Origin of the sequence: Aequorivita xiaoshiensis (assembly GCF_022008395.1) — a bacterium.
GTDB lineage: Bacteria > Bacteroidota > Bacteroidia > Flavobacteriales > Flavobacteriaceae > Aequorivita > Aequorivita xiaoshiensis.
In genome coordinates, this window is the sequence record NZ_JAIRBB010000001.1 from 691,177 (window position 1) to 706,452 (window position 15,276).

The 15,276-nt window shown below is 35.0% G+C and carries 10 protein-coding genes; 4 read left to right on the forward strand and 6 right to left on the reverse strand.

Annotation, left to right across the window (positions count from 1 at the left end):
* Positions 1-62: 62 nt before the first annotated feature.
* Both K8344_RS03110 and K8344_RS03115 read right to left on the reverse strand, forming a co-directional pair.
* Positions 63-2,129: a M13 family metallopeptidase gene (locus tag K8344_RS03110; protein ID WP_237606828.1), complete on the reverse strand. Its 2,067-nt coding sequence runs from the start codon at positions 2,127-2,129 to the stop codon at positions 63-65.
* A 151-nt stretch (positions 2,130-2,280) separates the two neighbouring features.
* Entirely contained in the window at positions 2,281-2,862 is a 582-nt protein-coding gene (locus K8344_RS03115) for a hypothetical protein (RefSeq protein WP_237606829.1), read from the reverse strand.
* Between the two features lie 117 nt (positions 2,863-2,979).
* Here K8344_RS03115 and K8344_RS03120 point away from each other — a divergent pair, with 117 nt between their 5' ends.
* Positions 2,980-3,927 (forward strand): NAD-dependent epimerase/dehydratase family protein, encoded by a 948-nt coding sequence (locus K8344_RS03120; RefSeq protein WP_237606830.1) that lies wholly within the window; start codon positions 2,980-2,982, stop codon positions 3,925-3,927.
* 103 nt (positions 3,928-4,030) lie between these two features.
* Here the strand turns inward: K8344_RS03120 and K8344_RS03125 are convergent, their stop codons facing one another.
* The 4 genes from K8344_RS03125 to K8344_RS03140 all read right to left on the reverse strand — a co-directional run bounded on the left by K8344_RS03125 (position 4,031) and on the right by K8344_RS03140 (position 8,982).
* Entirely contained in the window at positions 4,031-5,818 is a 1,788-nt protein-coding gene (locus tag K8344_RS03125; protein WP_237606831.1) for a ribonucleoside-diphosphate reductase subunit alpha, read from the reverse strand.
* Positions 5,819-7,093: a ribonucleotide-diphosphate reductase subunit beta gene (locus K8344_RS03130; protein ID WP_237606832.1), complete on the reverse strand. Its 1,275-nt coding sequence runs from the start codon at positions 7,091-7,093 to the stop codon at positions 5,819-5,821.
* Positions 7,094-7,337: 244 nt separating this feature from the next.
* Entirely contained in the window at positions 7,338-8,324 is a 987-nt protein-coding gene (locus tag K8344_RS03135) for a DNA topoisomerase IB (protein ID WP_237606833.1), read from the reverse strand.
* Positions 8,325-8,499: 175 nt separating this feature from the next.
* Positions 8,500-8,982: a T9SS type A sorting domain-containing protein gene (locus K8344_RS03140; protein WP_237606834.1), complete on the reverse strand. Its 483-nt coding sequence runs from the start codon at positions 8,980-8,982 to the stop codon at positions 8,500-8,502.
* Between the two features lie 592 nt (positions 8,983-9,574).
* Between K8344_RS03140 and K8344_RS03145 the strand changes: the two genes are divergently transcribed.
* The 3 genes from K8344_RS03145 (at position 9,575) to K8344_RS03155 (ending at position 15,213) form a co-directional block, all read left to right on the forward strand.
* Positions 9,575-10,645 (forward strand): PA0069 family radical SAM protein, encoded by a 1,071-nt coding sequence (locus K8344_RS03145; RefSeq protein ID WP_237606835.1) that lies wholly within the window; start codon positions 9,575-9,577, stop codon positions 10,643-10,645.
* 142 nt (positions 10,646-10,787) lie between these two features.
* Positions 10,788-12,503: a helix-turn-helix domain-containing protein gene (locus K8344_RS03150; protein ID WP_237606836.1), complete on the forward strand. Its 1,716-nt coding sequence runs from the start codon at positions 10,788-10,790 to the stop codon at positions 12,501-12,503.
* Positions 12,504-12,942: 439 nt separating this feature from the next.
* A complete protein-coding gene (locus K8344_RS03155; protein WP_139854354.1) occupies positions 12,943-15,213 on the forward strand; it encodes a S9 family peptidase in 2,271 nt (756 codons plus the stop codon).
* Positions 15,214-15,276 lie beyond the last annotated feature (63 nt).

Sequence of the window (15,276 nt, forward strand, 5' to 3'; positions counted from 1 at the left end):
AAAAACGGCTCCTTTTTTCAATTCAAAATATTTCGACTGCGCTTTTTGAAAAAGTTGATTAACTACCAAATACGCACTCTATCTTCTGGTGCAAGGTACATTCCATCTCCTTCTTTAATATCAAAAGCTTCGTAAAAAGCATCGATATTTAATAAGGGTTGTGTAGCTCTTACCATTCCTGGAGAGTGTGGATCTGTTTTTACTTGGTTGCGTAGCGCCTCGTCTCGAGACATGGTGCGCCAAACAGTAGCCCAACTCATAAAGAAACGTTGTTCTGGAGTAAATCCGTCTATATTATCAGGGCGTCCATTTTCTTTAAAGAAACGCTGTAATCCGTCGTAAGCGCCTAACACACCTCCTAGATCTCCAATGTTTTCGCCTAAAGTAAATTTTCCGTTGATGAATACACTGTCAAGAACTTCAATTTTACTGTACTGCTCAGCAAGTTTATCGCCGCGCTCGGTAAAGTTTTTAAGATCTGATTCTGTCCACCAGTTTGCTAAGTTTCCATTAGCATCAAATCGCGATCCGCTATCGTCAAAAGCGTGTGAAATTTCGTGTCCAATTACAGCACCAATGCCACCGTAATTAACAGCTTCGTCTGCCTTGTAATCGTAGAAAGGTGGCTGAAGGATTGCAGCTGGAAAAACGATTTCGTTGTTGAATGGATTGAAATACGCATTTACAGTTTGTGGGCTCATTCCCCATTCGGTACGATCTACAGGCTCGTCAATTTTAGAAAGATTATCTTTTAATCCCCAAGCTTGTACAGCAAGCATATTGTCGTAATAAGTATTGCCTTCTTTTATTTGCATGTCTGAATAATCCTTCCATTTGTCTGGATATCCAACTTTTACAGTGAATTTGTCAAGCTTTTCGTTTGCTTTTACCTTAGTGCTATCGCTCATCCATGTTAAAGCATTGATACGGTCTTTATACGCTGCAATTACATTTGCAATCATTTTTTCAGCTTTCTCTTTAGCTTCCGGTGGAAACATTTCATCTACATAAAGCTTTCCTAAAGCTTCTCCAACACTTCTATTAACAGTAGAAAGTGCGCGTTCATCTGCTGGCTTTTGTGTTTTAGTTCCGTTTAAAGTTGTAGCATAGAAATCGAAGTTAGCTTTTTCAATTTCTGTGGTTAGCATACCTGTAGCGTTGTTTAAAGTAGACCAACGCATTACCGTCTTCCAAGTTTCAAAGTCTGGATTAGCAAACATTTGTTTCAATGTTTCCATATACTTTGGTTGCATTACGATAACAGTATCCATTTCCTTGGTAATACCCATTCCTTTAAAGGCTTCTTTCCACTGAAGTTGAGGAAGCATTTTTTGAAGCTCGTCTATGCTACGTGGATTGTTGAAATTTCTAAAATCACGGCTTGCAACTTTATCCAATCTTGGCGTAGCGAGTTTTGTTTCAAAAGCAAGAATAGTTTCAGCTTGTTTACGGGCAGACTCTTCCGAATCACCTAAAAATTGAAGCATTCTTGTAATATGATCTACATACTGCTCTCTAATTTTTACAGAAGCAGGGTCGGTATTGGTATAGAAATCACGATCTGGAAGACCTAAACTACCTGGCGTGATATATGCTGAGTTCATCGAACTGTTGCTTGGGTTTGAAAAAGCTGCAAGTCCTATAAACGGCTGTGAAACTTCAACAGCATTTTCACTCATTACTTTTTGAAAGTCTTCAATAGTATTTATGGCCGCAATTTTTTCAAGTGCCGGTTTTAATGGTTCGATTCCAGCTTTGTCTCTTGCTACAGTGTCAAGCTTTGTTTCATAAATCATCAAAGCTTTTGCTTGGTCGGTTTCTGGAGCATATTTTCCGCTCTTTCTCGCTTTTTCCAAGATATTAAGCATGTCTTTACTCGTCTTTTTCCGAAGAATCGTAAATCCAGCCCAACTAGTTTCATCGTCAGGAATCTCGTTGTTCTTCATCCAGTTTCCGTTCACGTAGTTGTAAAAATCATCTTTTGGGTTCACAGTAGTGTCCATGTTTGCCAAGATGATTCCGTGTGGCTCAGTATCAGTTACCGCCACTTCGGTTTTTTCTTTACAAGCGGTTGTAGCAGCTGCGATTACCGCGAAAGCTACAACAGGTTTTAAAAATTTTGTTTTCATTTATATTGATTTTTGTTTTTAGCGGAAGATGCTTACTTGCTTGTTAAGCAAGAACTGCCCATTGTTTTCATCTTCAATTGAAATTATTAATATCGGGCTATTTAAATTTTTCTAAGCAATAAGTTGCTCACTCGGAATTATTGTTACACTTCTAGTTCTTTTTATCTTGTAACTCTAGTTCAAATATAGAATCTCGAAAACGCTCTTGCTTTTTTAATTCGTTCTCTTCATCTTCTTTTCTTTGATAATCTATTTTGTCTTTTAAAAACTTCTCATTTAAGTGAGTGATTAAATTCTCTACTGCAATGTTTAGTTCTTTTACAGATTCTTGGATATTTAAAGAGTCTATATTGTCTTGATGTGATGTTTGATATAATAATTCTGATCTAGTTTTTAGAACTAACAACCTGCTATTTATTGGATTTGTATTTAGCGTATCTGGAATTTTTTTAAATAGAGAATCTGAAATTTCTCTAAGCCTTACTGCGTGTTCGCGTAAGTCTCGGTAGTTGCTTCCGTTAGTGCTTTTTGCTTCTTGGATAAGATCTTCCAGAACACCCCATTTTACAGCTTGTTCTTTTGCCGGTTCTGAAAGTTGAGGATATGTATAGGTTGTATCGCCAAAAATTATAGACATATTGGTGTTCGGCAATTCTGCTTTTTGTACTTCAGAATTATTTCCACAGGAAAAAAGGAAACTAATAGCTATTAAAATTGGAATTATAAATTTCATAAAAAATTAAAGAACCACAAATATACTGGTTATTAAGGAAATGACACGTTAATTTTTTTAAAGGGAAAGACTTGATTATCCGTATATTTGCACCTCATTTTGATAAAAAGAAAATTGATGAAAAAGAGGATTCTGATTATTGGGGCCTGTGGGCAAATAGGAACAGAGCTTACAATGTATTTAAGACAAGAATTTGGATCACATAAAGTTATTGCAAGTGATATCCGTGAAGGTGAGGAAGAACTTATGAACAGTGGTCCTTTCGAAATATTGGACGCTACTAATTATGAAGCTATACAAGAAGTTGTAATTCGTTATGAAATATCTGAAGTTTATTTAATGGCAGCTATGCTTTCGGCTACTGCAGAAAAATTCCCTATGCGTGGGTGGAACTTAAATATGGATTCACTTTTTCACGTTTTAAACTTAGCTAAGGATAAAAAAGTAGAAAAAATATTTTGGCCATCTAGTATTGCTGTTTTTGGTCCTACAACTCCAAAAAATAATACCCCACAACACACTATTATGGAGCCAAGTACAGTATACGGAATTAGTAAACAAACTGGCGAGCGCTGGTGCGAATATTACAATAAGCGTTATGGGGTAGATGTAAGAAGTATTCGTTACCCCGGTTTAATTAGCTACAAAACTTTACCTGGTGGAGGAACTACCGATTATGCAGTAGATATTTACCATAAGGCACTTAAACACAAGCAGTATGTTTCCTTTTTAAATGCTGAAACAACTTTACCAATGATGTTTATGGATGATGCTATTCGTGCAACAGTGAGCATTATGGAAGCCGATAAGGAAGATATTAAAATTAGAAGTTCGTATAATCTTGCTGGAATGAGTTTTGATCCTGAAGAGGTTACTGAAAGTATCAAAAAACACATTCCAGAATTTAAAATTTCTTACGAACCAGATTTTAGACAAGATATTGCCGATAGTTGGCCACAAAGTATAGACGATAGCGAAGCTAGAAAAGATTGGGGTTGGGAAAGCAAAGTTTCATTGGATGAAATGACAGAGATTATGCTTACAAATTTAAAGGATAAGTACTAACGCCTTTAATCGGCATTTACCGAAGCTATCTATAAAAGCAAAAACAGGTTCAAAATTAATTGAACCTGTTTTTTTATATAAAATAGTTGGCTAATCAAGAAGTTTACGCTTCACAACTTGCGCAATCTTTTTTCTGAGCAAACTTTTGTGCAGCATTCATACTGTGTTGGTAGTACAGTGATTTCAAACCAAGTTTCCAAGCAGTTACGTGAATTTTATTAATCTCCTTAACTGGCATTTCTGGATGAATAATAATGTTTACAGACTGCCCTTGGTCGATGTGGTTTTGACGATTAGCAGCTTGATAGATTAAATCCATTTGGTCGATTTCAGAATAAGTTTTAAACACATCTTTTTCTTCATCGGTTAAAAAGTCTAAGTGTTGTACGGAACCGTCGTAATCGCGAATATTTCTCCAAACTTCAAGAGTATTCATCCCTTTCTCTTCGAGTAATTTCTCTAAGAATGGATTTTTAATTGTAGTTTTTATCTTGGCGATATCTTTTACATAAATATTAGACCAGATAGGTTCGATACCCTGTGACACTTGTCCTAAGATAAAGGCGGATGAAGTAGTTGGTGCGATAGCATTTAAAGTAGCATTACGTCTTCCGTAACCTTTAAGTACTTCTGGTTCGCCGAACTTTTCAGCTAATTCTTCTGAAGCTTTATACGACTTCTCTTTAATAACTCTAAATATCTCACTATTCAAGTTATAAGCTTCTTGGCTATTTAAAGGAAGCATTTTAGATTGTAACAACGAGTGCCATCCTAGAACCCCAAGCCCTAAAGAGCGGTTGTCCTTGGCGAAATTATAAGCGCGCTCCATGAAAAGGAACGTCTGTCTGTCTTCGCGGCTATCAGAGTCACGATAAACTTCTAGTTTTTCAATAAATTCGGTAATTACTGCATCTAAGAAATATACCATAGTTTCAACCGCATCGGTATCTTTCCATTTGTCGTAGTGTAATAAATTCACTGAAGAAAGCACACATACAAACGACCAATTATCGTTAGATGGCAGCATTATTTCAGTACACAAATTACTTGCGTAAATAGGCAGGTTTTTATCTTTGTAGACATCTGCAGCCGAATTGTTAGCGTTGTCTTTAAAGAAGATGTAAGGATAGCCCATTTCACCTCTTCTTTGCAATACCTTTGCCCAAATAGTACGCTTAGCTTCATCTCCATCAATCATTTCCTGCATCCATTGGTTGGTTACAGTAACCCCGTGTGTTAATTCTTGTATAGGGTTCCCTTCCGTACCAATTTCTAAGAACTCCATAATGTCTGGATGCTCAACTGGTAGGTATGGTGAAAATCGTCCTCTCCTTACCGAACCTTGGCTTACAACATCAACCATAGATTCAAAAAGTTGCATAATATGAACAGCTCCTGACGCTTGGCCATTATTTTTTACTTCAGCTCCACGATGACGAATTTTTCCGAAGTACCCTGAAGTTCCTCCTCCAAGTTTAGACATCATACCAACTTCAGATTGGGTGTAGAGTATATTCCCCATATCATCGCTAACGTGCGATCCAAAACAACTGATAGGAAGTCCTCGTTCTTTTCCAAAGTTAGACCAAACAGGTGATGCTAAGGAGAAAAACCCTTCAGACATGTAGTGGTAAAATTTATCGGCATAACCAGGTATGTCTAGAATTTGTTCCGCTCTATCTGCAATTTCTCTAATGCGTTCTTCTGGAGTAACCCCTGGTGTAAGGTAGCCAGAAGCTAAAAAGTTACGACTGTGTTCAGTAAGCCATTTAAAGCCTTGTTTTTCTTCACTTGTATTGTGTAATGCTTCTTTTCTAGCGTTTACTAAGTGGTCAGTTTCTGAATTTGACGTTGGAGTCTGTGTGTCGAGGTTGGTGTTTAGTTCGTTCATTTAAAAAAGGTCATCACTGGTTATACTTTGGGTTCTTTTGCTGTAGTTTATTGAGCGTTTTACGAAGAAATCTCCGTGCTTGGTACCGATAATCTCATCGTCAAACCATTCTGTTTCCGCTAATAAACTTTCGTCTATGTCGAATATTTTTTCAATTCCGATACTTTCAAGCGACTTGTTGAAACGGTTTTTGATAAACTCGTTTACAACATTTTTTGGCAAGAAGTCTAGTTCGCCATCTTCAAAAATCCAATCGATTATTCTGCTCTCGGCGATAAAAGCTTCTCTACACATTTCTTGAATCATATTGTGATAGCCTTCGTCAAACCAATCTGGATTCTCTTCTTTAATGATTTTTATTAAATCAATTCCAAAGTCGCCGTGAATTTGCTCTTCTTTTGAAGTAGCCTCAACCACGTTTGAAATACCTTTCAACATGTTTTTATGCTTGTTAAAAGCCATGATAATCAAGAATTGTGAAAACAATGAAACGTGCTCGATAAAGAGTGAGAAAAGTAAAACAGATTCGGCATAGTCTTTATTGTCTTCACTTTTTGCGTTTTTAAGTGCGGTTTCTAAATAGTGAACACGCATCATAATTACTGGCTTCTTCTTTAGGTTTTTAAATTCCTCATTTAAGCCTAGTATTTCAAGAAGGTGTGAGTATGCATCGTGGTGTCTAACTTCACTTTCTGCGAAGGTTGATCCTACCGACCCGATTTCTGGTTTTGGCATTCTATGATAAAGATCGCCCCAGAAATTCTTCACAGCTACTTCAATTTGAGAAATAGCCAGCATTGTATTTTTAATAGCGTTGCGTTCTACGTCGGTAAGACGAGTTTTAAAATCTTGGATGTCGCTAGTAAAGTTGAATTCGGTGTGAATCCAATATGAATGACGAATAGCTGGAACATATTCATAAAGCGCTGGATATTCGTATGGCTTTAAATTTACTCGCTTTTCGAATATGTTTAGCTTTCGTTTTTGGGTTTGTTGATTCCTGTACAGGATATACCCTTTTGCTACATCGAAAAATCCACTTTCCATCAATTTCGTTTCCACAAAATCTTGAACTTCTTCTACAGTTGGGATATATTTCCCATCCATGCTTTTTCTTTCTAGCAAAGCTTCATATACCATTTCAGATATGCGCTTTGCATCCTCAGGTCCACCGTGATTTGCAGCGGTCATTGCTTTTAAAATTGCATCTGTAATCTTTTGTAAATGAAAGAGTTTGGTGGTAAAATCTCTCTTAATAACTTGGGTAATTTCCATAAGAATGCGTACTAAAAATTATAAATAGTATTCAAAGTATAAAGATGAAAATTAAATGAATGTGATTTTATCGAAAGGTCAATTTGTTGTCAAATGTTTATTAACAATTACGAAAAACAAGAAGACAAGTGGAGGTTAGTGCGTTTAAAACACTAGAGTAGTAATATTATTAACAAAGCGAAAGTTAAGATACCAGATTTATTAAAAATGTGATTTTATTTTATTCAAGGTTTAATGCATTTTACTAGTTTTTTAAACGGTTCCGTAACATACACAATACCCCTACTTCTTCTTTCGATAGGTTTTCTGCTTTTTTAAGAAGTTTGTTTATTTCTTTTTCAAAATATTGTAGCGTTTTACCTTGAGTATAATTATCAATTACACGTGGATCTATATACGAACTTCTTGCAACCGAAGGGGTGTTGCCTAATCTCTCGGAAACTCGATTCACAGCTTCTTTAATATTTTTGTCGAGTAATTTCTGGTCTTTTTTATCCACAACTCCAAGTTCATCTAATGCAATTGCAGCAATCATGGTGCCTGCCCAAGTTCTAAAATCCTTTGCTGAAAATTTTTCGCCCATCACTTCGTGAATGTAGGCATTTAGATCATCGCTTTTAACGTCAACGATAGAGTCATTTTCATCGAGATATTTGAAAATTTCATATCCTGGAATATCATCAATTTGTTGGACGATTTTGGCTAGCTTTCCATCCACTATATGCTTTTCCTGTTCTTGATTTGATTTTCCGTTGTAATGAAAAATTATCTCATCGCCTTCAATGGTCAAGTGCTTACTTCTTAAAGTGGTTAAGCCATAAGTTTTATTTTCTTTGGCATAAGTCTCGCTACCTGGTCTAAAAAATGCCGATTCTAATAATCTTAACATTGTAGCTAATACCTTCTCACGATTTAACTTTTGTTTACGGAGATGTTGACCTGTAACGCGACGCATATGTTCCAATCGATCTGCAAAATCGACGATGCGATCAAATTTTTCGGCAGTTTGCCGCTCTCTATAATTTGGATGATATATGTACTGTTTGCGTTCTTTGTCGTCTCTGCCGGTAACTAAAAGGTCGGCGTCCTTGTCTTCACTAATTTCAACATCTGTCCAAGCAGGTGGAATTACTAACGATTTTATCCAGTTTCTTAGGTCTTTATCCTTGACGGTTTTACCGTTCTCATCTTTATATGTAAACCCCCTTCCGTGCTTTTTCCTGTAATACATCGGCAATTTTTGTTTAAAAATAAATTAAAATATAGTTGAAAACTAATACTTTATAGTCTCTTTAAGATTTCTCTAAATAAGAAAAGTCGGGAAGCGTTGTAATACACCTCCCGACCTTTACAATGTGTTTTTGATCTTAAACTTCTTTTAGTATATATACATGTAATTTATTTAGTTATTGCACCACCAATTTATTAGTAACAATGCCTTTTGAGGAGACAACTCTAATATAATAAACACCAGATTGAAGGGTTGAAGTATTTAACGTTGCTTCCTTCACAGACAGATTAGTTTCTTTTAAAACCACTTTTCCAGTTGTGTCTACAATATCAACAGCGGTAATTATATTTTTATCGCTAAAAATAGTAAATTGGTCTGTAGCAGGATTAGGGAACATACGTAAATTGTTTGCAAATAAATTTTGATTTGAAACGCCCATTGTTCCAAGTTCTTCTAATTTTTTACCCTCGGCATTATAGGTAACGGTGCCAACTTCAATCAAATCTGTTTCATTAAAGTATAGCTCCCAAGACTCAAGTTGATTGTTGCTGGTATAAAAATATTTATAAATTCCTCCTAGCTCAAAAGTAGAGCCTCCAAAACTATTGTAATTTTTTCGGGTGGTAAGATTTCCATCTTGGTCGTATTCGTAGTCCAAATAATAAACGTGGTCCAGTTGCCGTTTATTTGTTGATATCCATCTAGTTTAATCACATTGTTTGCTACATCGTAAGTTAAAGTATTTCTATATCTAACGTTGTCATCTATAAGAAGTGCGTCTGTAGAACTCAATAACATATCTGAGTTATAAGTGTATTTTTCATACTCAAATCCGTCTGAAGATCGATATTCAGAAAGTAAGAATTCCTTTTCGATGTTCTGAGTAAAACCTATTGCTGTACAAGCAAAAGATATTCAAACAAGTAAAATTTTTTTCATAAAAGATGTTTATTTAATTAGAGAATTAGTGTTTTGCTAACAAACTTAAATCGATTTCAATAAAACCCAAATGGATTTCATAAAATTAAAAATTGAGCTAAACCCTTGTAATAATTGACATTAACTGAATTTCCTTTTTACTATTAAAGCCTTGGATATCAATGTAACTCTGTTGTTTCTAAGGTTGAATATTGAAGAATAAACTGTTAGTTATTGGAATTTGAATAAATATATTTATGGAAATAATCCAATATAAAAAGGATAAATTCCAACATAGTGTTTAACTTTGAAATTAATAATTCAACTTCAGTATGTCTAAAAAAACTTTAAATGGTCGTGGAGCTCAGAAAAATATTCAAAATAGATTTTTCGAAAATAAGCACGAAATTTTAGATGAATATTTAAATTTCTGTGAAGTAGAAGGAGAGGAGGCCGATAGAAATAAAACTAACTATATTGGGGTATTCCCAAAGACGTTTGTTAACAAAGTAAATAGTCCCGATGTTGGAATGGGGTTTTCTGCAAACCCTTACCAAGGTTGCGAACACGGTTGTGTTTATTGCTATGCAAGAAATAGTCACGAATATTGGGGTTATGGTGCTGGGTTGGATTTTGAACGAAAAATTCTTTTTAAAAAAAATGCACCGCAACTTTTAGAAGAGAAAATAACTTCCAAAAATTGGGAAGGTGATACTATTGTTTTCTCTGGAAATACCGATTGTTATCAGCCTCTTGAACGCAAACTCGAAATAACAAGAAAGTGTTTAGAAATAATGTTGAAATGGAAACATCCTACAGGAATAATCACTAAAAATTCATTGATTCTTCGTGATTTAGACATACTGAAGGAAATGGCAAAACTGAATATAATTCAAGTTAATATTTCTATTACGTCGCTTTCCGAAGACACTAGAAGATTATTGGAACCTCGCACGGCCAGTATCAAACAACGGTTAAAAGCAGTTAAAGTTTTATCTGAAAATGGCATTCTAGTAAGGGTAATGATGGCGCCGATAATCCCTTCATTAAACAGTCATGAAATTCTACCACTAGTTAAGAAAGTAGCAGAACTTGGAGCGGTTGATGTGAATTATACTATTGTAAGATTGAACGGACAAATTGCTGAAATTTTTAAAGACTGGGCGTATAAAACTATCCCCGATAAAGCAGAACGCATTTTGAATCAAATTGCTGAATGTCACGGAGGAAGTCTAAACGACAGTGATTGGGGAAGACGTATTAAAGGAGAAGGAACTATTAGCGAACAAGTTAAAAACACTATGGCAATAGCTAAAAATCGATATCTAAAAGGTAAATCGAAAAAGAAGTTAGATACATCTCACTTTCTAGAACTTAAAAATCCACAGTTGAAGTTGTTCTAATTTTGTGTTCATCTTAATCTTAATAGAAAAACGTTTTATTACAATATTCTTTAATTGTTATTTTATAAACTGTGTAATCTGTAACATTATTACAAATATTTTCTGTTTGCTTTAGTATATTTACGACTTACTTTCAGCAAAAATGAAATTTTTCTGCTCTGCTATTTTAATAGTACTTTCAATATCAACTTCACTTTCTCAATCGGAAGGTGAATTTTCACATCTATCTTTCGATAGTATTAACGATACAATACATAAATATTCATATACCGACGTAGATAGAACCATCACTGCTGCAAATGCTTATATTCTAAAAAGTCAACGAGAGAATGACTTAATAAATGAATGGGTTGGTCTAAACGCTATTGCCGTTTCCTATTATCACAACAGAATGTTTAAAGAGTCTAGCGAACAGTCTGAAAAAAATATGCATTTTGCCCAAAAACATAACTTGCGCGAACAAGAAATGGAGTCACTGGCCTATTTGTCGGATTTGCAATTGGTAGTTAGTGATGTTTCAACACAATTGGAGTATTATGAAGATCTTCTTCAGTTGGCTGAAACGTATAAAAGTAATTTTTATAAACAGATAGCATATAATAAAATTGCTTCCGTTCTTGATGTTAGTGGCGATACTAGAAAGGCAATAAATATTCGTAAAAAATCGCTTGATTTCTTTGAAAATAAAACGGTAGATTCAACTTTCACACAAAAATCTATAAACTCCAAAATAGCCATGATAAGTTTTTACTTATCAAATTCTTACCTCGAGCTGGAAAAAGTAGATTCGGCAAAATTATATGTCGATAAAATAAAACAATTTTCTGAAAAGGATTTAGACACATGCTATATGGCTTTTTCGTATGCTGCAGAAGCTGAGATTGCTTATACAGAAAAACGTTTTAAAGAGGCTAAAAAACTCTATCACAAATATTTTGATGTTTGCCCAACCGAATACGATCTTATAAAAATAAACTACGCCTATCTTATAGGTAAAATTGAATTGGCAGAAGGTAATTATCACTTATCTAGCGAAATTTTACAGAAGGGTTTGGATGATTATAATGTTACTTCTGTTGAAGAAGGCTTTATGAAAGATTATTATGAGAAACTTGCCGAAGCCTATAAACAAACAGGAAATTTTGAAAGAGCGAGTTTCTATTTTGAAAAATACCTTACTTCTAAAGAAAAACAAACTGAACTCAAGGACAGTGCTAAAAAATCACTATTAGAAAATGAAAGAGAAGCTTTTAGAAATGAAGTCAATTCGCTAATAACCGAAAAAGAAAACAAGCAATCTTACCTAAACTATTTAATGTTAAGCGCATCCCTTGTAATCCTAATTCTACTATTCGTTTTACTTCGCTTTTATAAAAACAAAAAGGCAAATGAGTTTAAATTCGAGCAATTACTGGCCAAAATTGAAGCTGCCAAGCAATCAGATGAAATTATAGATACGAAGGATGAGGATTTAGAAGAAAAAAACAGTAATGATGTACCTGAAGACATTAAGCAACATATTCTAGATGGTCTTAAAAAACTTGAAAAGCAGGAATATTTCTTAAAGCAAGAATGTAGCTCCTATAATGTTGCCAAGAAAATAGGCACAAATACTTCTTATCTTTCTAAAGTTATAAATTCACATTACGGAAAAAACTTCAATACATATATCAATGATCTTCGCATCAATTACGCTATACTTCGTCTTAAAAACGATGTGATTTTCAGGTCGTATTCTATTCAATCCATCGCTGAAGAAGTAGGTTATAAATCGGCAGATTCTTTTACCAAATACTTCAAAAAAGATACTGGATTAAACCCTTCTTTTTACATTAAAGAAATCAAGAATATCGCCTAAAAACCCCATTTCAACCCGAAATTTATAAATATAGGGTTGGGGAATTCCGTCTACTTCAGAATCACTGAAACAAACCTTATAACCTTCATTTTCATTATCTTACACGTTTCAAAACATCCCTATTTTCCTAAATCTGGGGATGCTTACCTTTTATTATAGTGTTTTTTGTCGCAGCTTTGTTTTAGAAATCAACAACTAAAAATTCGTAATATGAACGCACAAAACCCTAAAATTGAAATCTCATCACGAGTAATAATGAAAACCAATGGTAACTCAATTTCGATTGTCAAGCATTGGCAAGGTGACTATATAATTAAAAATAAAATATGATGAAGAACAAGACAGCAAGACGCATTCAACTAATAAAATTTGCCATTGGCGTAATTATAGGCGTAACTATTTACCTTTCAATCAAACTAATATTTTAAACCAAACACTTATGACAACAATATTGAAGTTTTCAATCGCACTTACAATGCTATTTTTAGTAGGAACTGTAAATGCGCAAAAATTAGACGGAGCATACAGCGGAACTCTTGAAGTTCAGGGAATGCAGATGGAGCTTATTTTCAACATTTCTCCTACAGATGATGGGCATAGGGCAACCCTGGATGTTCCTATGCAAGGAGCAAGCGGAATAGAACTTGATTCTGTAGTTTTGCAAGACGAAAATGTTACCATTACTTCCGCCAAAATGGGTCTGACCTATACTGGTGCAGTTTCTGGAGAAACTATTGAAGGAACTTTTGAACAAATGGGACAAAAATATCCATTAACCTTGAAGAAAACAGTAAAAACAAAACCAGGAAATACAGCGCTCCCATCAACCGATGAGGAATTGGCGAAACTAGCGGCAAAGTCTAAAGGAAATTTTAAATATTCTGTTGAAGATTATTTTAAAACTCCTGAAGCTTATTCTTTTCAACTTTCACCAGACGGCAAGTTTATTAGCTACTTAAAGCGAAGAGAAACTGGAGAACGAGATTTGTATTTAAAAGAAACCGCTACCCAAAAAGAAACGTTACTTATTAAGCAAGATGAAGATGTAATTCGTGGCTTTTTCTGGGCAAATAATAACAGAATTCTATACATGCAGGATAAAGGTGGAGATGAAAACCACCACGTTTATGGAGTGGATGTAACGGGAGAGAATAAAAGTGAATTAACACCTTTTGAAGGGGTAAAGGTAAATATTATTGAATCCTTGAAAGAAGATGAAGATCACGTGATTGTTCAGATGAATAAAGACAATCCGCAGCAAGAGGAGCCTTACCGTCTTAATATTAATACAGGTGAAGTTACGAAGCTATATACCGTAAAAGCCGGTGATCCACCTGTAAGTTCTTACGATTTTGATAGAAAAGGAAACCTACGCGCCATCAATAGAATTGTAGATGGTATTAATATGGAATTACTTTATAAAATTGACGGAGAATTTAAACGTGTAAAGCTTACAGAGTTTGGAGATACATTTGGAATTATCTCATTTAACCCAGCTACCGAAAATCCTGATGACGCTTATGTAATTTCAAACCTAGATGGCGATAAAATTGAAATCCAACTTTACGACTTAAAAGCAAATAAGAAGCTTAAAACACTTTTCAGTAACGATACATTTGATGTTTCGGGTGTTTCACTTTCAAGAAAGAGAAACTATGAAATAGATTACTTCAGCTACACGGGGGAGAAAACAGTTGTTAAACCAGTGAGCGAAACCTATAAAAAGATATATGCTCGTTTAAAAAAGGAATTTGGAGAAAAGCAATTTTTCACCATAGGAAAAACAGATGATGAATCTCAATATATGATTGCTGTAACAAGTGATAAAATTGTAGGGGAGTACTATATTTATGATGTTGAAAAGGATACAGTAACACTATTATACAAGCTTTTACCACATCTTAAAGCTGAAGATATGGCTACTATGAAGCCAATTAAATTTCAAAGTCGCGATGGACTTACTTTGTATGGCTACATCACTTTACCTGCAGATTATAAAAAAGGTCAAAAATTGCCATTAATAGTAAATCCTCACGGCGGACCACAAGGCATTAGAGATTACTGGGGCTTTAATCCAGAAGCACAATTATTTGCAAGCAGGGGTTATGCCACATTACACGTTAATTTTAGAGTTTCGGGTGGTTATGGAAAAGAATTCCTAAAAGCTGGTTTTGGTCAGATAGGACGTAAGGCAATGGACGATGTAGAAGACGGTGTAGATTACGCAATTGCTCAAGGCTGGGTAGATAAAGATCGCGTTGCAATTTACGGCGGAAGTCACGGTGGGTATGCAGTATTAAGAGGAATGACAAAAACTCCAGAAAAATATGCTTGTGGAGTTGACTATGTTGGAGTTAGTAACCTTCATACTTTTATGGGCACTATCCCTCCATACTGGGAAAAATATCGCGAGTTGTTATACAAAATCTGGTACAACCCAGAAATCCCAGAAGAAAAAGCTATTATGGATGAAATCTCTCCAGCTTTGCACGTAGATAAAATTACGAAACCACTTTTCGTTGTCCAAGGAGCTAACGACCCAAGAGTAAACATCGATGAAGCCGACCAAATTGTTGAGAGTTTACGCAGTAAAGGTGTGGAAGTGCCTTATATGGTAAAATACGATGAGGGACATGGTTTTGCTAAAGAAGAGAACCGCTTGGATTTTTATAAGGCGATGATGGGCTTTTTTGCTCAGCACTTGAAGTAGACTTAAGACCGCTGCGCTATAAGACGTAGGACTTAAGACTAAAAAAAATCCTGAAATTATAAA

What these genes read in the sequence shown, in the direction of transcription:
- K8344_RS03110 (WP_237606828.1), bottom strand. Translation starts at nt 2,129, where the DNA reads ATGAAAACAAAATTTTTAAAACCTGTTGTAGCTTTCGCGGTAATCGCA.
- K8344_RS03115 (WP_237606829.1), bottom strand. Translation starts at nt 2,862, where the DNA reads ATGAAATTTATAATTCCAATTTTAATAGCTATTAGTTTCCTTTTTTCC.
- K8344_RS03120 (WP_237606830.1), top strand. Translation starts at nt 2,980, where the DNA reads ATGAAAAAGAGGATTCTGATTATTGGGGCCTGTGGGCAAATAGGAACA.
- K8344_RS03125 (WP_237606831.1), bottom strand. Translation starts at nt 5,818, where the DNA reads ATGAACGAACTAAACACCAACCTCGACACACAGACTCCAACGTCAAAT.
- K8344_RS03130 (WP_237606832.1), bottom strand. Translation starts at nt 7,093, where the DNA reads ATGGAAATTACCCAAGTTATTAAGAGAGATTTTACCACCAAACTCTTT.
- K8344_RS03135 (WP_237606833.1), bottom strand. Translation starts at nt 8,324, where the DNA reads ATGTATTACAGGAAAAAGCACGGAAGGGGGTTTACATATAAAGATGAG.
- K8344_RS03145 (WP_237606835.1), top strand. Translation starts at nt 9,575, where the DNA reads ATGTCTAAAAAAACTTTAAATGGTCGTGGAGCTCAGAAAAATATTCAA.
- K8344_RS03150 (WP_237606836.1), top strand. Translation starts at nt 10,788, where the DNA reads ATGAAATTTTTCTGCTCTGCTATTTTAATAGTACTTTCAATATCAACT.
- K8344_RS03155 (WP_139854354.1), top strand. Translation starts at nt 12,943, where the DNA reads ATGACAACAATATTGAAGTTTTCAATCGCACTTACAATGCTATTTTTA.